At 69.9% G+C, this 15776-nt stretch carries 16 protein-coding genes; 6 read left to right on the forward strand and 10 right to left on the reverse strand.

From position 1 onward, the window contains the following. Nucleotides 1–132: 132 nt before the first annotated feature. From ACI2K6_RS10775 to ACI2K6_RS10785, 3 genes are read right to left on the reverse strand one after another with little or no spacing between them, the layout of a single operon-like run. Nucleotides 133–339 (reverse strand): CDGSH iron-sulfur domain-containing protein, encoded by a 207-nt coding sequence (locus ACI2K6_RS10775; RefSeq protein WP_112617036.1) that lies wholly within the window; start codon nt 337–339, stop codon nt 133–135. Next, nucleotides 336–1289, reverse strand: coding sequence for a glycosyltransferase (locus tag ACI2K6_RS10780; RefSeq protein ID WP_404568853.1), 954 nt, complete (start codon nt 1287–1289; stop codon nt 336–338). Before ACI2K6_RS10780 ends, ACI2K6_RS10775 begins: the two co-directional genes overlap by 4 nt. Continuing rightward, complete coding sequence (locus tag ACI2K6_RS10785) at nt 1289–2371, reverse strand: iron-containing redox enzyme family protein (protein ID WP_404568610.1); 1083 nt, start codon at nt 2369–2371, stop codon at nt 1289–1291. Before ACI2K6_RS10785 ends, ACI2K6_RS10780 begins: the two co-directional genes overlap by 1 nt. Before the next feature lie 226 nt (nt 2372–2597). Here ACI2K6_RS10785 and ACI2K6_RS10790 point away from each other — a divergent pair, with 226 nt between their 5' ends. Further along, the gene (locus ACI2K6_RS10790; RefSeq protein ID WP_404568611.1) at nt 2598–3746 is read left to right on the forward strand and encodes a zinc-dependent alcohol dehydrogenase; all 1149 of its coding nucleotides are present in this window, start codon (nt 2598–2600) and stop codon (nt 3744–3746) included. A 3-nt stretch (nt 3747–3749) separates the two neighbouring features. Next, on the forward strand, nt 3750–4340 hold the full coding sequence (locus tag ACI2K6_RS10795; protein WP_404568612.1) for a hypothetical protein: 591 nt from the start codon (nt 3750–3752) through the stop codon (nt 4338–4340). Nucleotides 4341–4353: 13 nt separating this feature from the next. On the opposite strand, the gene ACI2K6_RS10800 is transcribed toward ACI2K6_RS10795, so the two are convergent. The 3 genes from ACI2K6_RS10800 to ACI2K6_RS10810 all read right to left on the reverse strand — a co-directional run bounded on the left by ACI2K6_RS10800 (nt 4354) and on the right by ACI2K6_RS10810 (nt 7443). Then, nucleotides 4354–5256 carry an SDR family NAD(P)-dependent oxidoreductase gene (locus tag ACI2K6_RS10800; protein ID WP_404568613.1) on the reverse strand — a complete coding sequence of 301 codons (903 nt, stop codon included), beginning with the start codon at nt 5254–5256 and terminating at the stop codon, nt 4354–4356. An 89-nt stretch (nt 5257–5345) separates the two neighbouring features. Beyond that, a complete protein-coding gene (locus ACI2K6_RS10805; protein WP_269268695.1) occupies nt 5346–5480 on the reverse strand; it encodes a hypothetical protein in 135 nt (44 codons plus the stop codon). Between the two features lie 136 nt (nt 5481–5616). Next, nucleotides 5617–7443 carry a DEAD/DEAH box helicase gene (locus tag ACI2K6_RS10810; RefSeq protein ID WP_274178589.1) on the reverse strand — a complete coding sequence of 609 codons (1827 nt, stop codon included), beginning with the start codon at nt 7441–7443 and terminating at the stop codon, nt 5617–5619. 103 nt (nt 7444–7546) lie between these two features. On the opposite strand from ACI2K6_RS10810, the gene ACI2K6_RS10815 reads away from it, so the two are divergent. Next, a complete protein-coding gene (locus ACI2K6_RS10815; protein WP_404568614.1) occupies nt 7547–9532 on the forward strand; it encodes an ABC1 kinase family protein in 1986 nt (661 codons plus the stop codon). Here ACI2K6_RS10815 and ACI2K6_RS10820 read toward each other — a convergent pair. Genes ACI2K6_RS10820 through ribB form a run of 4 tightly spaced genes read right to left on the reverse strand, consistent with a single transcriptional unit; the run spans nt 9516 to nt 12377 of the window. Continuing rightward, nucleotides 9516–9959, reverse strand: coding sequence for an SRPBCC family protein (locus ACI2K6_RS10820; RefSeq protein WP_282501096.1), 444 nt, complete (start codon nt 9957–9959; stop codon nt 9516–9518). The genes ACI2K6_RS10815 and ACI2K6_RS10820 overlap by 17 nt on opposite strands. Then, nucleotides 9956–10510: a hypothetical protein gene (locus ACI2K6_RS10825; protein WP_323985962.1), complete on the reverse strand. Its 555-nt coding sequence runs from the start codon at nt 10508–10510 to the stop codon at nt 9956–9958. The genes ACI2K6_RS10820 and ACI2K6_RS10825 overlap by 4 nt, the downstream gene beginning before the upstream one ends. Then, nucleotides 10507–11730 (reverse strand): 1-acyl-sn-glycerol-3-phosphate acyltransferase, encoded by a 1224-nt coding sequence (locus tag ACI2K6_RS10830; RefSeq protein WP_282501098.1) that lies wholly within the window; start codon nt 11728–11730, stop codon nt 10507–10509. The genes ACI2K6_RS10825 and ACI2K6_RS10830 overlap by 4 nt, the downstream gene beginning before the upstream one ends. After that, entirely contained in the window at nt 11730–12377 is a 648-nt protein-coding gene (gene ribB, locus ACI2K6_RS10835) for a 3,4-dihydroxy-2-butanone-4-phosphate synthase (RefSeq protein ID WP_282501099.1), read from the reverse strand. Before ribB ends, ACI2K6_RS10830 begins: the two co-directional genes overlap by 1 nt. 215 nt (nt 12378–12592) lie before the next feature. Here ribB and ACI2K6_RS10840 point away from each other — a divergent pair, with 215 nt between their 5' ends. From ACI2K6_RS10840 to ACI2K6_RS10850, 3 genes are all read left to right on the forward strand, one after another. Continuing rightward, complete coding sequence (locus tag ACI2K6_RS10840; protein ID WP_404568615.1) at nt 12593–14779, forward strand: MMPL family transporter; 2187 nt, start codon at nt 12593–12595, stop codon at nt 14777–14779. 117 nt (nt 14780–14896) lie between these two features. After that, a complete protein-coding gene (locus tag ACI2K6_RS10845; RefSeq protein WP_404568616.1) occupies nt 14897–15424 on the forward strand; it encodes a MarR family winged helix-turn-helix transcriptional regulator in 528 nt (175 codons plus the stop codon). Beyond that, a complete protein-coding gene (locus ACI2K6_RS10850) occupies nt 15421–15774 on the forward strand; it encodes a LysR family transcriptional regulator (protein WP_282501102.1) in 354 nt (117 codons plus the stop codon). Before ACI2K6_RS10845 ends, ACI2K6_RS10850 begins: the two co-directional genes overlap by 4 nt. The last annotated feature ends 2 nt before the right edge of the window (nt 15775–15776 follow it).

A 15776-nucleotide genomic window follows, 5' to 3' on the forward strand; every position in this document is an offset into this window, starting at 1 on the left:
ACGGTCGCCGGCGCGCGGCCGTGCCCCGATGCAAGGGATCTCACTCGACACCCCGGTCGGATGCCGTTCCGGCCGGGGTGTCGATGGTGATCCCTTGCATCGGCGCGCGCCGTGGCCCGGGCGGGCGCGCGCTTAGTCGGCTCTGAAGCCCGAGAGCTTATGCGTGCCGTCGCAGAACGGCTTGATCGCGCTCACGCCGCACCGGCAGAGAGCCATCGTGCGCCGGTTGCGCGGGATCGGGTTGCCCGCGTCATCGAGCAGCTCCACGTCGCCCCGCACGAGCAGCGGCCCGTCGGGGCACGCGGTGATGGTCACGGATGCACCGCGGTGCTCGCTCATCGTGTCTCCTTCTTCCGTAGCGTTCTCATGCTGTTCGCCGCTTTCCGCAGTCGCGTGCCCCGGTAGGGCACCCCGCCGCGCAGGCGCAGAGACAGCGCCACCCAGCTCGTCACGCCTCGCTCGACGACCCAGGGGACGGCCCACAACGCATCCATCCGCCCGAACACCCCATGGCTCCCGTCGCGGCGGCGCCCGGCCTCCGCGACGGCGATGACCGCCACCCCGGCGAGCGCGAGTGCTGCCGGTCGCCGGCGCAGCGCGAGGATGAGCGGAACGACTGCCAGCTCCACCGCGAGCCGAGCGGGCTGCGCGAGGCTGTCGTACGCCTGGCGCACCCGCCGCTCGCCGAAGCGGCCGGCAGTCGCGGGCCGGCGCGCGACGAAAATGTCGCGTACGATGCGACGGCGGCCGCCGCGGGCGAGGATCGTGCGTTCGAGCTCGAGGTTCTCGAAGAGGACGTCGGTGTCGTATCCGGGGCGTCCGCGGGCGGTCCGCACGGCGACGGTTCCGGAGAAGTCTCCCCCGAAGGCCCGGTTGATGAGGGTTCGGCCCGTATCCCAGCGGGCGTGCCACGGGCGGGGTCGCTGCCAGATGTTCTGAGGCCGGACGATGTCGGCATCCGCCAGCGCCGCAACCACCCGTTGCAGCGCGCCGTCGTCGTACCGGACGTCGTCGTCGGCGATCACGGTCACCGGATGCCGGGCGAGGAGAAGCCCCGTCATCGCTCCGCGTGCCTTCCCATTGCGGCCGGGGACCGACGGCGGAACCACCCGCACGGCGTCCCAGTCTCGGCGGTGGGCGGCGAACAGGTGCGCGGGCGAGCCGTCGACGACGGTGACGTCGACGCGACGGGCGAGCCAGGCGAGGTACTCCCCCAGCTCGGCCTGATCGGCCCGATGGGTCTCGTCATCCCAGCGCAGCGGCAGAACGTACTCGACGTCCCCGCGCATCACGCCGTCAGGTCGGGAAGAACGCCGCCGCGGAGCACGCTGCGCCCCGCCTCCCAGGCGGCAAGCACATGGTCGCCCACGAGGTCGTCCAGGACCAGGCACGCGCGGGCGCCGAAGAGGATGTCGGGCAGCAGGTCGGGCTCGTCCTCGGCGAGGGATCCCGCGAGGTCGCGGCCGGCGATCTGCTCGTGCACGGCGTCGGCCTCGACGTGCTCGTCGAAGTACCACGTGACGTCGGTCCCGAATCCGAGGCGGCGGAAGCCGTCACCGTAGGAGCGATTGGGGATCGACGAGGTCATCTCGAACGCCGCGAGGTGACCGACGATCGCGCCGCGCAGGCGACGGTGGAGCCCGAACAGCGACATGGCGTTGTGGCTGGCGAGCACGACGGCGGGCACCGTGTCGATGTACGCGCCGTACGTGTCGTCGATGCCCGCGCCGCGCACGGTCTGGGCGAAGATCGTCGCGTGCACGCGTGCCGGGTCACCGCCGCCGTACTCGTCGGACTGGATCTCGACGAGCGCCGCCTTCGAGCGACCGCTGAGCCGCGGGATCGCCCACGAGTGCGGGTCCGCTTCGCGCAGCGTGTAGACGGTGCGGAGGATGAGGAACTCGCGCAGCTGCTCGAGCGAGGCCTTCTTCGCGACGTATCGCGACATGCCGGGCCCCGCGGTCGGGGCGGTCAGGTCGAACAGCCAGCGAGCGACGGCGTCACGGTCGGGCTCGGGCGGGTCGATGACCTCGGCGGAATCACGCAGGGCCGCTTCGAAGGCGCGCTCGATGCGGCCGCGCGCGGCGATGAGCGACGGCTCCCATTCCCACGAGGCGTCGAGGCCGGGCAGCGAGCCGTAGTGGAGGGCGTACATCAGGAACAGGGCGAGCTGCAGATCATCGTCGCGGAGGATGTCGCCCGTCTCGGCGAGCGCGCGACCGACGATCTCGGGAGCATCGACGGGCAGACCGCTCGTCGCCGGCGCGACGAGCACCCGCTGGAGCATGGCGCTGACAGGTCCCCTCGAGCAGAACGGCAGGGGGTCGGCGACGCCGAGATCGATCGGGACGGTCTCGATGGTGGTGCTCATGGGGCTCCTCGGGGGTGACAGCCGTGACCGTACGTGCCCCGCGCGGCATCCTTCGAGCGGGTTGACCGGCATCATCCGCGTATGCAAGCTCACCTCACGGAACGGGCGCGACGCGCGCGGACGATAGCGCGCAGTCGTCGGCTCGTCCAGCCCGTGGGCCGTCGCCGGGCTGCGGCCGCATCGTGGCGGCACCGTGTCCGCTCGAACCCCGGCAGAGAGGCGATCGATGAAAGCCATGACCTACCGCGGACCGTACAAGGTCCGTGTGGAAGAGAAGCCCGATCCGCGCATCGAACACCCCCATGACGCGATCGTGCGGGTGACGCTCGCGGCCATCTGCGGCTCGGACCTGCACCTCTATCACGGCATGATGCCCGACACCCGGATCGGTCACACCTTCGGCCACGAGTTCATCGGCGTGGTCGAACAGCTGGGCGGTGCGGTGACGAACCTCGCCGTCGGCGACCGGGTCATGGTGCCGTTCAACATCTACTGCGGATCGTGCTACTTCTGCGCACGCGGGCTGTTCTCGAACTGCCACAACGTCAACGCCAACGCGACCGCGGTCGGCGGCATCTACGGCTATTCGCACACGGCGGGCGGATACGACGGCGGTCAGGCCGAGCGCGTGCGCGTTCCCTTCGCGGATGTCGGACCCACCATCATCCCGGATTGGATGTCGGACGAGGACGCGCTCATGCTCACGGACGCCTATTCGACGGGTTACTTCGGCGCCCAGCTGGGGAGCATCGTCGAGGGCGACACCGTCATGGTGCTCGGTGCCGGGCCCGTCGGCCTCGCGGCGGCGCAGTCGGCCTGGCTGATGGGGGCGGGGCGGGTCATCTCGTTCGACCACCTCGACTACCGGCTGGCGAAGGCGCGCGAGTTCGCGCACGCCGAGACGGTGAACATCTCCGAGCACCGCGACGTCGTCGTCGAGATGAAGCGGATGACCGACTACCTCGGCGCCGACGTCGTCATCGATGCCGTGGGTGCCGAGGCGGACGGCAACGTCACCCAGCACGTCACCTCTGCCAAGCTCAAGCTGCAGGGAGGCTCGCCCGTCGCCCTGAACTGGGCCATCGACGGGGCACGCAAAGGCGGATCGGTCTCGGTGATCGGTGCGTACGGTCCGCTGTTCAGCGCGGTGAAGTTCGGCGACGCGCTCAACAAGGGACTCACGCTGCGGATGAACCAGGCACCGGTCAAACGGCAGTGGCCGCGCCTGTTCGAGCACATCCGTGCGGGGTACATCTCGCCGAGCGACATGATCACCCACCGCATCCCTCTCGACCACATCGCCGAGGGATACCACATGTTCTCGTCCAAGCTCGATGACTGCGTGAAGACGGTCATCGTCCCCTCGGAAGGCTGACCCATGACCTCGAACCGCTCTGACGTGCCGACCCCGTACACCGCGAGCGTGCCCCGCCCGGCTCCCGACCGCGCGGCGCTGCGCGCCCGCATACCGGGATGGGGCGTCGACCTCGATCCCGCCGACCGTCCCTCCGGTACCGTCGAGAGAATCGACGAGGCCGCCGCCGAGCGCGGGATGCCGCCACGCCAGGGCCTCGACCCGCGCCGCGAGCGCTCGATCGAGCATGCCTTCCTCACCCCCGTCTACGGCACGGCGCAGCCGCTTCACGGACTGTCCGGTCGTATCCGCAGGCTCGGATACGTCCGGTTCAGCGAGGGGCGCGCCGCGCACTGGCTGCTCCTCATCGCCGGCGATCGCGTCGAGGCGATCGGTGCGCATCTGCGTTCGTTCGCGACCACGCGGCCCGATAACCCGATCACCGAGACGGGTGTTCTGAGCGAGGCCCGGCGGCATCCGATCCGGTCGCGGTTCGGACGCGGCCGCGTCGATCAGCGCCACACCTGGCTCGACCCCGTTCTCGTCGCGGGCCCATGGGTGCTCGCCGTGTGGGGCGTGTTCCGCGTCGTGCGTCGCACAGTTCGGCGGAGCTAGCCCGGGCGGGCGGTCAGCGCCGCGGTGTCTCGGCGACGGTCGCCGGATCAGCGAGGGGTTCGAAGAGCGCGCCGTCACTCGGCGGCGTCTTCGCACCGCGACGGACGCGCGCGTCGGCGATGTCGGCGGACAGGCGCGCGGTCACCCGAGGCGCCAGCCGCGCACCGATGAGCGAGGCCCGTGCCTTCCAGCCGGCGGGCTGCGCGACCCGCGGGTGCAGGCCCGCACGAAGGATGGCGTCGACGACCGGTTCCGGCTCATCCATGAGCGGCATCCGCAGCGCCCGGCCCGCGTGGTTGCCCGCGTGCCGCCAGAAGGGTGTCCGCACGGCCCACGGCAGCACGGCAGCCACCGCGACGCCTGAGACTCCCGTGAGCCGGAGCTCCTGCTGCAACGTCTGGGTGAGGCTGAGCAGCCCGGCCTTGGCCGCCGCGTACGAGGCCTGGTAGGCCAGGGGCACGACGCTCTCGACCGAGGCCGTGTTCACGAGCACGCCGGATCCCTGCGCGATGAATCGACGAAGCGCGACGTGCGCTCCGCGCATGGCCCCGATGAGATTCGTCTCGACGACGCGGACGTGCTCCTCGATCGGGACGTCGCCGAACAGGCCGATCGTGCCGACGCCGGCGTTGTGCGCCCAGACGTCTATGCGCCCGAACACCGTCTCCGCCTCGTCGGCGAGGCGCTCGAGGTCGCCCGCACGCGAGACGTCCCCGACCACGGCATGAGCTCGTCCGCCGGAATCCCGGATGCGCTCGACGAGGCTCGTCAGCGCGTCCGGTCGCCGGGAGAACACGACGACGGCCGCTCCGAAGCTCGCCGCGCGCAGGGCGACGCCTCGCCCGATGCCCGTCGAGGCCCCCACGACGACGACGGTAAGCCCGGACAGGTCGGCGAGACGCGAGGAAGCAGCCATGCTCGAAGCATCACCGCCACCGCGCTCACAGCGATGCCCGTTGCGCCGGGTGCTCTCAGGCGCTACGGGCATCGCCGTAGGCGCACTGGTCAGCGGTCGGTACGCGCGTCCTCGGCGGCCTCTTCGGCCTCGGCGCCCTCTTCCGGCGACTCGGAACCGGCCGAGGCCGCTTCGTTGTCCTCGTGCTGGTGCTCGTCGTCTCGTCCGTGGTGGTCGGCACTCATCTGGCTTCTCCGATCGGCTCGTGTGGCGCCCCCGACTGCGGCGGCACCTCCCACTCTGCACGCGGATCGGATGCCGCGAACCGGGGTTGCACCGGGAGCGGATGCGTGCGAGCCGCACCGCTCCCGGAAGCCGCGGTCAGTCGCGCGTCTCCGAGCGGTGGCGGGGCTTGCGAGCCGGCCGGTCGTCGCGGTCGCCGTCGCGGTCGCGGTCACGCGGTCGGTCGTCGCGGTCGAAGCGGCCGCGCGAGCTGCGGCTCGGGCCGCCGGTGTCGACGCGGATCTCGATCGCCTTGCCCGAGATGCGGGTGTCGGCCAGGCGGTCGAGCGTCGAGTGGGGCATGTCGGACGGCAGCTCGACGAGCGAGAAGTCGGGACGGATCTGGATCGCGCCGAAGTCGCCGCGGCTGAGACCGCCCTCATTCGCGAGCGCCCCGACGATCTGACGGGGCTCGACGCGGTGGCGCTTGCCCACCGCGATGCGGTAGGTCGTCATGTTCGGGTTGCTCGCACGCGGGCGGCGTTCCGGCCGCCCGTCGCGGTCGTCGCGGTCGAACGAGCGCGGGGCACGGTCCTCGCGCGGCGCGCGTGCGCGCGGCTCGGGGTCGGGCTCGAGCAGCAGCGGGGTCTCGCCCTGCGCGACCACGGCGAGCGCGGCGGCGACGTCCACTTCGGGCACATCGTGGTGACGGACGTAGTGGGCGACGATGTCGCGGAACCGCTCGATGCGGTCGGTGTCTTCCAGCGCAGCGGTGATGCGGTCGTCGAAGCGCGACAAGCGCGTGACGTTGACCTCGTCGACGCTCGGCAGCTGCATCTGCGTGAGCGGCTGGCGCGTCGCGCGCTCGATCGCGTTCACGAGCCCGCGCTCGCGCGGCGTGACGAAGCTGATCGCGTCACCCGTGCGGCCGGCACGCCCGGTGCGGCCGATGCGGTGCACGTACGACTCGGTGTCGGTCGAGATGTCGAAGTTGACCACGTGCGAGATGCGCTCGACGTCGAGGCCGCGGGCAGCGACATCCGTGGCGACGAGGATGTCGAGCTTGCCCGACTTCAGCTGGTTGACGGTGCGCTCGCGCTGCACCTGAGCCACGTCGCCGTTGATGGCGGCGGCAGAGTAGCCGCGGGCGCGCAGCTTCTCGGCGACCTCCTCGGTCGCGCTCTTCGTGCGGGCGAAGACGATCATCGCCTCGAAGTTCTCGACCTCGAGGATGCGGGTGAGCGCATCGATCTTCTGCTGATACGACACGATCAGGTAGCGCTGGGTGATCGTCGAGGAGGTCGTCGTCTTCGACGCGACCGTGATCTCCTCGGGGTCGTTGAGGTACTGCTTCGACATGCGGCGGATGGCCGCCGGCATCGTTGCGGAGAACAGGGCGACCTGCTTGGTGTCCGGGGTGTCGGCGAGGATCGTCTCGACGTCCTCGGCGAAGCCCATCTTGAGCATCTCGTCGGCCTCGTCGAGCACGAGGTACTTCAGCTCGGACAGGTCGAGCGTGCCCTTGTCGAGGTGGTCCATGATGCGCCCGGGCGTTCCGACGATGACGTGGACTCCCCGGCGCAGCGCCGAGAGCTGCACGCCGTAGCCCTGACCGCCGTAGACCGGGAGGACGTGGACACCCTTCGTGCGCGACGCGTACTTCTCGAACGCCTCGCAGACCTGCAGCGCGAGCTCGCGGGTCGGGGCGAGCACGAGGGCCTGCGGGGTTTTCTGAGTCAGGTCGAGCCGGTCGAGGATAGGCAGCGCGAAAGCCGCGGTCTTGCCGGTACCGGTCTGCGCGAGGCCGACGACATCGCGCCCCTCGAGGAGCGTCGGGATGGTCGCGGCCTGGATCGCCGATGGGGTCTCGTAGCCCACGTCGGAGAGCGCCTTGAGCACCTGCTCTCCCAGCCCGAGGTCGCGGAAAGTGATGACGGGCGGCTCGTCGACGGACTCGGGCACAGACTGTTCAGCAGAAGTGGACACGCTTCAGGGTAGTCCGCCTCTGCCGAGATCGCATGATCGGCCCGGCGCGACGGAGCCCGGTGCCCTAGCCTCGAAGCAGGTCGACGGACTCGAGGGGGTATCGATGCCGGAGTGGTTGCTCTTCACCATCGCCGCGGTGGTCTTCTCGATCGCGGCCACCTGGCTCGCCAAGCGGGCGCTCGAGGCGCGGGTCGGCTGGGTGCGCGGTCCTGTCGTCTCGCTCATCGTCTTCGTCGTCTTCGGCCCGCTCGGCATCTGGGTGCTGCGCGGAGCGGGCGTGCTGCAGGAGCAGGGCGGGCTGCTCACGGATCAGCCCGTCGCTTTCGGCTTCGTTCTGCTCGTGCTGGCCTGGCTCTTCGCGATCGTCCTCATCGCCCTCATCACGCTCGAGCTCATGTGGCCGGCGCGGCCGCCGGTCGGTCCCGTCACCTACGTCCGCGAGGCGTTGCACCGCCGCCGCCGGGCGGTGAGGTACGCGCGTATCGTCGCGATCGCCTCGCGGCACGGCCTCGGCGGGATGCGCAGCGAGTCGGCGCGAGCCGAACTGCCTCGGGCGCTCGCGGCCACCCTCGACGACGCGGGCGTGACGTTCGTCAAGCTCGGTCAGATCCTGTCCACCCGCAACGATCTGCTCCCCGCCGAGATCACGAGTGCGCTCGCCTCGCTGCAGATGGACACGACGCCCATCCCCTGGCCGGAGGCCAAGGCCGCGATCGAGAAGCAGCTGGGCCGGCCGATCGAACTCGTCTTCGCCGGCATCGACGAGACGCCGCTGGCAGCGGCATCCGTCGGTCAGGTCCACAGCGCACGGCTCAAGGACGGACGCGCCGTCGTGGTGAAGATCCAGCGACCGAAGGCGCGCGCGCAGGTCGCCACCGACCTCGACATCATCGAGCGTGCCGCCGCCGACCTCGAGCGGCGCACGACGTGGGCGAAGGATGTCGGCGCCTCGGCCCTCGCCGCGCAGTTCTCCGCCGCTCTGCGCGAAGAGCTCGACTACCGCGTCGAGGTCGCGAACATGGAGATGCTGCGCGACTCGATGACGGCCGCCGACGCTCGCGCGGTGCGGATCCCGGACGTCTATCCCGACCTGTGCACCGAGCAGCTGATCGTGATGGAGCACGTCCAGGGCATCCCGTTCAGCCGGCTGCCCGAGCCCGGCAGCGACGCGCCGGGCGCCGTCGCGCCCGCGGAGGCGACGCGCATCGCCGACGCCGTGCTCGACGTCATCGTCGGGCAGATCGCACTGCGGGGGGTCTTCCACGCCGACCTGCATCCCGGCAACCTCATCCTGCAGCCCGACGGGATCGTCGCCCTCATCGACTTCGGGTCGGTCGGGATCATCGAGCGCAGTATGCGGCGCCTTCTGCTGCCGATGCTCGTGGCATTGCACAACGAGGACGACTCCGGCGCGACGGATGCCGTCCTGATGCTCGTGAAGCCGCGCGGCGACGCCGAGCTCGATGTCGGAGCGCTTCAGCACGACATCGGCGTCATCCTCACACGACTGCACAACTCCACCTCCGACCAACATCTCTTCACCGCGCTGATCGAGGTGCTCCGGCGCCACCGACTCGCACTCCCGCCCGGTCTGCTGCTGGGGTTCCGGACGCTCGGCGCGATCGAGGGGACGCTGCGGCGCCTCGATCCCGACTACGACATGATCAAGCGCGCGCTCTCTCGGGCCCCGCAGTACGCCCTGCACATGGGCGATCCGCGCTCGGCGGCGATGACCGCTCAGGTGCAGCTGCAGCTCGGGCTCGAGCGAGCGCGTGAGCTGCCCCGCCGCGTGGACGGCATCCTCAGCGACCTCGAGTCGGGCCGCCTCACCGTACGACTCCGCGCTCTGGAGTCCCCCGACGACCGCTCGTGGGTCGAGTCGCTCACCGGACGCCTCACCACGACGCTCGTGGGAGCGACCCTGGTCATCGTCGGCGTCATGATGGGCGTCGTCCAGCACGGTCCACTGCTCACCGACTCGGTGTCGGTGTTCCCGTTCCTGGGTAGTGTGGTCGGGCTCGGCGGCCTGTTGCTGCTGCTGCGTTCTCTGCGAACGGCGCTCGTCCGCCGCGTCAACTCGAACGGCTGAACCCGCGCGGTTGCGGGGCCCGCCGGCGCATCACCTCCTGACGCAGACGTGCGAGGCGCCACGACGCGACCGACTGGAACGCTCGCCTCATGATGGCGAGAACGACCCCGGTGTGAGTGAACTCGTGGCCGACGATCGTCCCGCTCTCGGGGGCCGGACTCGGCCGGAGACGCCAGACGCCGCGTTCGCGTACCCCCGGCGCGTGCAGTTCGTACCGAACCTCGACAGCGGAGATCGCCGTGAAACGGATCGACGCCGGCACGAGACCGCGAACGCGCGTGCGGAACTCCTGACCGACGGCGGCCGACCCCGCCCCCTCTATCGTTCCGAAGGCGGGATTCCACGAGGCGAGCGCGCCCACGTCCGTGAGAACATCGACGATCGCATCAGCGGACGCTTCGATGACCGCCTGTCCGCCGTAGCTCATGCGCTGCGCCGTCCGGCCGCGGCGCCACCGCCTCGCACGAAGGCCAGATAGTCGACGAGCTCGCGTTCGATGCGACTGCGGCTGATGCCAGGCGCCAGGAGTGCGAACGTGATCTGGCCCGGGGTGAACGGCTCTTCTATGGCGGTGTCGAGCACGACCGCAGGTCTGAGCAGAGCGGGCAGCCCGTTCCACCGATCGGCCTGTTCCTGAAGGAAGGCCGTCCCGCGCGCACGCACCAGCTCGGGGAGCCAATCGAAATGGTCCACCGAGAGTTCGACGACGTCGGCACCTTGGGACGCCCCCGCCCCCAGCGGCACCTCGCTCGCGAATGCGTCCGCGGTGATCGGTCTCCCATCCGAGACGACAAGCAAACAGCCTCCTCGCGCACGGTGCCTCTCGATGGCTGCACCCTCCTCGGCGTTCGGCCAGTGCTCCGACAGGGTCCATCGGTTGCCGCCCGTGCGGGCCCACCGGATACGGGAGCCGTCGTCGAACACCACCGCGACATCGCCCAGCACCGTCATCGATCCGCTTCTCAGGGTCGCGGTCATGCGAGCACCCCGGAGGGTGAAGGATCGGCGAGGTCCGCCAGCGTCACGAGCTGCAGGCGGGCACGCGTCGCCCGAGCTTCCGCCCGCGACCCCACCACCGCGGGAGCGTCGGCGATCCGCCGCAAGGTCTCGCGCGCGGCATCCACCCGCCCGCTCCCGAGCTGCAGCTCGACCAGACCGCTCAAAGCGCGCGTGTCGCCCTCCGTCGCTGCCTGCGCGCTCCGCGAGAACAGCTGTTCGGCCGAGGTGGAGTCACCGCCGAGTGCTGCCGGCATCGCCAGGTGCCAGCGCGCGAGGAGGTAGTTCGCCAGGGAGTGCTCGGGGTCGGCGCGGAGCACACGCTCGAGGCGGCGACGCACCACCAGGGCCGGCAGGGCACGGAGAGGTGCGGGACGCCGCAGGATCGCCAGGCCGCGTAACCGGGCGTGCTGCACCTCGATGTCAGCCGACCGCGCGTGCGACGACGACATCAGCCGCAGCACGAAGCGCAGACGTCGCTCGTCCGCCACGGCCAGCCTGCCTGCGGGGTCGAGCGCCGCGGTCACGAGGTCATCAAGAGCACGTGGGGCGGCCGAGCCGTCCGCAGCGCGCCAGTCGGTCGCGAGCAGAGCTGTGATGGCGGCCCTCGTCTCCGTGGCCAACCGTTGCGCCGCGCGCTGCTTGCCCCCTGCCAGATCCGGGACGATCGGAGCGCCGAACGCGACGCGGACGCGACCCTCCCGACGGAAGCGGCGGCTGCCCTTCGGTAGCACAGACTCGGTGCCGGTCAGGGCCACCGGGATGATCGGGACACCGGCAGTCAAAGCGAACCGGAAGGCCCCCGCCTGGAACGGGAGCATCTCGTCGGTGGCGTTCCGCGTTCCCTCGGGATAGACACACAGCACCTCGTCGGCGGCGAAAACGGCTTGGACGGCACGGAGCGTGCCCGGGGAGGGGCGGTCTCGCTCCACCGGGATGCCGTACCAGGCTTTCGTCCATACCCGAGACAGGGGACGCTCGAAGCTCTCCTGCTTCGTCAGGAACCACACCGGCCTGCCGACGGCTGCCCCGACGAGCAGCTCCATGACGAAGTGATCGAAGTAGCTGCGGTGGTTGGGAACGAGGACGAACGATCCGGTCGTCGGCAAGTGGTGCAGCCCCTCGACCCCGGCGAGGTGCGTGCGCAGCTGCCGTCGCACGATGGCTCGCGAGATCCGACGCACGAGCACCTCGCTGCGCATCAGCGTGCTCCGTCGAGGATGTGGCGGCGGATGAGGTCGATGCTCGTCATGACGAGGCCGTGTCGATCGGCGAACAGGCGCAGGGCGTCGCGTCGAAGCATCTCACCGTCCTCGCCGATGATCTCGACGATGACACCCGCCGGCGTGCATCCCGCCAGCCGAGCGATGTCCACCGAGGCTTCGGTGTGACCGGTGCGGGTGAGGACTCCCCCGTCACGCGCGATGAGCGGGAAGATGTGCCCTGGACGCTGCAGGTCACTTGCCGTGCCGGTGAGCGCCAAACCGATCGTCGTCGCGCGCTCGCCGGCCGAGATTCCCGTCGTCACGCCGCGTGCCGGCGTTCCGTCGATCGACACGGTGAAGGCTGTGCCCATGTGGTCCTCGTTGTGCGGAACCATGGGGGGAAGCTCGAGCTCCGCGGCGCGAGCGGCCGGGAGCGCGAGGCACACCAGTCCTCGTCCGTGCGTGATCATGAAGTTGATGACGCCCGCGTCGGCATGGTCTGCGGCCGCGACGAGATCCCCCTCGTTCTCACGATCCTCGTCGTCGACGATCACCACGATCTCGCCGCGTGCGATGGCGGCGATGGCTTCCGAAGCGGGATCCAGAACGGTGTCCGCGGCGATGTGGTCGAGCTGAATGGTCATCGTGTTCCCCCTCATACGTGGGCCGCCGTTCTCGGGCGGTCCTATTGATGACATCGGATATATTGCCCCAGCATGCGTGTTGTGTGACTCGAAGCTAGTGGGGCGCGAGTCAAGCTCGCAATACCGGCGCATCAGATCTCCATCTGGCGCAACATGCTGTATACATGATACATCACGCATGTTCGACCACGCAGATCGGAGACACCATGAAGGCCATGACCACCCTCGCGATCCGACGGCCACGGACCGTCCTCATCGCCTGGGCACTGCTGTTCCTGGTGGGCGCTCTGCTTGCTCTCCGCCTGGACGGTGTGCTGAGCGGCGGCGGGTTCACCAACCCGCGAGCCGAGGCGCTGCTGGCCCAGGAGACGGTCGAGGAGACGTTCGATGAGGCACCGAATCAGCTGGTCGTCGTTCTCGACGCCGACGTTCCCCTCACGCCAAGCGACGTGGAGCACGCGATCGATCTGGCGACCGACGCTGGCGCAGAGACCATTACCACCGCGTTCGATCAGCCCGGACTCGTGTCCGAGGATGGCCGCACCATGGCGATCATCGCGGGTTTCACCGAGGGCAGTACAGCGGTGCAGAACATCGTGCCGAGACTGCAGGCCGCCCTCGACGACGCCGGCATACCGGGCGAGGCCTTCGTCACGGGGCAGCCGGCACTCGACTACCAGTTGAATGATCATTCCAAGGCGGACGCCCTGCGTGCGGAGATCATCGTGTTCCCCGTGCTGATCGTGGTCCTCCTGTTCGTCTTCGGCTCGATCATGGCGACCTTTCTCCCTCTCCTGGTCGCCGGCTCAGCGCTGATGATCTCGCTCGGATTCGGAACGCTCGCCACGGGCGTCACGGAGATCTCGAATCTCTACTCCAACATCGTGTCGATGATCGGCCTCGCCGTCGCCGTCGACTACTCGCTGTTCATCATCAAACGCTTCCGAGAGGAGCTCGCGGCGGGGCGCAGCACGCCTGAGGCGATCACCGTGACCATGGCGACCGCCGGCCATTCGGTGCTCTTCAGCGGTATCGCCGTCGCCCTGGCCCTCTCAGCCCTCTTCGTGCCGCAGGTGATGGCTCTCACGAGCATCGCCCTCGGCGGCGTCGTGGTCTCGCTCGTCGCCCTCGGAGTCACCATGTTCGTCCTGCCGGCGGGGCTCGCCTTGCTCGGTACGCGTATCGACGCCGGCCGCATCCCGTTCGGCCGGCGACGGCGACCCGCCGGCACCGGTCAGCACGTCGTGCGATCGCGCATCCGCCGCCCCGGTCTCGTCGGCGCCGCCGGCGTCGCTGCGCTCGCTCTCGCGGCGATCCCGGTTCTCGGGTTGTCGCTGCAATCCCCCGTCGCGAGCGCGACGGTGCTGCCTGCAGACGACCCCGCCCGGCAGGGCCTCGAACTGCTCGAGCGGAACGTCGGGCAGGAAGGACTGTTCCCCGTCGACGTCATCGTGACCTTCCCCGAGGGCACCCAGCCGGTCGATGCGCTCGAGGCGACAGCCACGGCGAGCGCGTGGATCGCCGATCTCTCCGGCGCCGACACCGTTCTCGACGCAGCGTCGCTCGCGCCGCTCGGCGGTTCTGCGGCGATCGCACTCGAAGCGGGAGAGACTCCCCCGCCGCTGCAGCGCTTGTGGCACGCGGACGATGCGGGCATCACGGTGCGCCTGCTGGCGACGACCGCCGAGGGGCCCGACTCCGTCAGTGCTCACGCCCTCGTCAGCGACATCCGCACGGGCCTCGTGGATCGTCTCCCCGACGGCGCGGACGTCGCGGTCACCGGCGCGACCGCGCAGGGACTCGACTTCGACGAGACGATCATCCAGAGCATCCCGCTCATCGCCGCGATCGTCCTCACGTTGACGTTCCTGATGCTCGCCTTCGCGTGGCGATCGGTGATCCTGCCGGCGCTCGCGCTCGTCTTCAACCTCCTCGTCGTCGGCGCGAGCCTGGGCGTGTTGACCCTGTTGCAGGGGTGGATGAGCGACGATCCGCTCAACTCGGTGACACCGGTTCTGCTTTTCGCCGTGATGTTCGGGCTGAGCATGGACTACATGGTCATCATCATGTCGCGCATGCGGGAGCTTTACCGGGCGGGCATGCCCTTCGAGCAGTCGGTGCTGCAGGGCGCTGCCCGAACGCGGACGATGATCAACAGCGCCGCTCTGATCATGATCGCGGTGTTCCTGTCGTTCACGACGGCTCAGATAAGCATCGTCCGCGAGATCGGCATCGGCCTGGCGATCGCGGTCGCGCTGGACGCCGTGGTCATCCGGATGCTGGTGATGCCGAGCATCCTGCGAGCCCTCGGGCCACGCTCGTTCGGTCGCCGCACGGAGCCGTCCGCACCGTCGACGGCCGCCGCCACCGGCATCCCCGCGCCGGTCCCCGCGCTCACCTGACCCGCGGTCGAGCGGACCGGCCGCCCGCCCAGGCGCGGCGGCCGGTCCGCTCGACACTTCCTGACACAATGGGGCGGGAAGCTCCACCCCACCGCCCCCGAACAGCTGGAACCCGCAATGACCGACACGGCCACCTCGCCGACGACCGACCCGCGCGAATCGGGACTGGCACCGTTCGAGCTGCGTTATCTCGTACTGGCGGCGCAGCGCGAAGGCAATCGCGCTCTCAGCCGGCAGCTCGCGCCCCTCGGACTGACGTCGTCGCAATTCGAGATCGTGCTCGTCCTCGACTCCTACGGGCCGATCTCTCTCAAGGAGCTCGGCGGCCTCATCGTCTGCGAAACGGGCAGCCCCAGTCGCATCGTCGACACGCTTGTGCGTCGTGGATTCGTCGAACGCGCGACGCATCCGGCCGACCGCCGCGCGGTGGCGCTGCAGCTGACCGCGGCGGGAAAGGCGCTGGCCCCGCAGCTTCGTGAGATCGACCGCGCCGTCGACGAGGGAGCCCACGCCCAACTCGACCCCGAGGACCTCCTCGGCCTCACCCGCGCACTGCGCCTCTATCTGACGGGCAGCGAGTACGGCGCGGTGCTCGAGCGCCGCTTCGGCGATGATCGCGCCACCCCGCCCGACGGTGCCCTGTGAAGATCCGCGATCTCGTCCACTTCGTCGCCGTCGCCGACACCCTGCATTTCCCGCGCGCTGCCGAGAAGATCGGTGTCTCGCTTCCCGTGCTGTACTCGTCGATCGACCGGCTCGAAGAAGAGGTCGGGCAGCCACTGTTCGTCAAGGACGGCGGCAAGCCCCGTCTGACCCCGGCGGGCACACTGCTGCTCGCGGACGCACGCGCCGAGGTCGCCGCGGCTCCGGCCCCGGCGGTCGCGCCCCGACAGAAAGCGTCAGGCGGCGGCAAGGCGAAGGCGTCGAAGGGCTCGGGTCGCGCGCCCATCGTGAAGGGTCAGCCCAAGCCGTACAAGAAGCGCCAGGGACGCTGACC

This window comes from Microbacterium sp. NPDC006705, assembly GCF_044903545.1.
Lineage (GTDB): Bacteria > Actinomycetota > Actinomycetes > Actinomycetales > Microbacteriaceae > Microbacterium > Microbacterium plantarum.

Coding starts and splice junctions, on each gene's coding strand:
- ACI2K6_RS10775 (WP_112617036.1), bottom strand. CDS start 339: ATGAGCGAGCACCGCGGTGCATCCGTGACCATCACCGCGTGCCCCGAC.
- ACI2K6_RS10780 (WP_404568853.1), bottom strand. CDS start 1,289: ATGCGCGGGGACGTCGAGTACGTTCTGCCGCTGCGCTGGGATGACGAG.
- ACI2K6_RS10785 (WP_404568610.1), bottom strand. CDS start 2,371: ATGAGCACCACCATCGAGACCGTCCCGATCGATCTCGGCGTCGCCGAC.
- ACI2K6_RS10790 (WP_404568611.1), top strand. CDS start 2,598: ATGAAAGCCATGACCTACCGCGGACCGTACAAGGTCCGTGTGGAAGAG.
- ACI2K6_RS10795 (WP_404568612.1), top strand. CDS start 3,750: ATGACCTCGAACCGCTCTGACGTGCCGACCCCGTACACCGCGAGCGTG.
- ACI2K6_RS10800 (WP_404568613.1), bottom strand. CDS start 5,256: ATGGCTGCTTCCTCGCGTCTCGCCGACCTGTCCGGGCTTACCGTCGTC.
- ACI2K6_RS10805 (WP_269268695.1), bottom strand. CDS start 5,480: ATGAGTGCCGACCACCACGGACGAGACGACGAGCACCAGCACGAGGAC.
- ACI2K6_RS10815 (WP_404568614.1), top strand. CDS start 7,547: ATGCCGGAGTGGTTGCTCTTCACCATCGCCGCGGTGGTCTTCTCGATC.
- ACI2K6_RS10820 (WP_282501096.1), bottom strand. CDS start 9,959: ATGAGCTACGGCGGACAGGCGGTCATCGAAGCGTCCGCTGATGCGATC.
- ACI2K6_RS10825 (WP_323985962.1), bottom strand. CDS start 10,510: ATGACCGCGACCCTGAGAAGCGGATCGATGACGGTGCTGGGCGATGTC.
- ACI2K6_RS10830 (WP_282501098.1), bottom strand. CDS start 11,730: ATGCGCAGCGAGGTGCTCGTGCGTCGGATCTCGCGAGCCATCGTGCGA.
- ribB (WP_282501099.1), bottom strand. CDS start 12,377: ATGACCATTCAGCTCGACCACATCGCCGCGGACACCGTTCTGGATCCC.
- ACI2K6_RS10840 (WP_404568615.1), top strand. CDS start 12,593: ATGACCACCCTCGCGATCCGACGGCCACGGACCGTCCTCATCGCCTGG.
- ACI2K6_RS10845 (WP_404568616.1), top strand. CDS start 14,897: ATGACCGACACGGCCACCTCGCCGACGACCGACCCGCGCGAATCGGGA.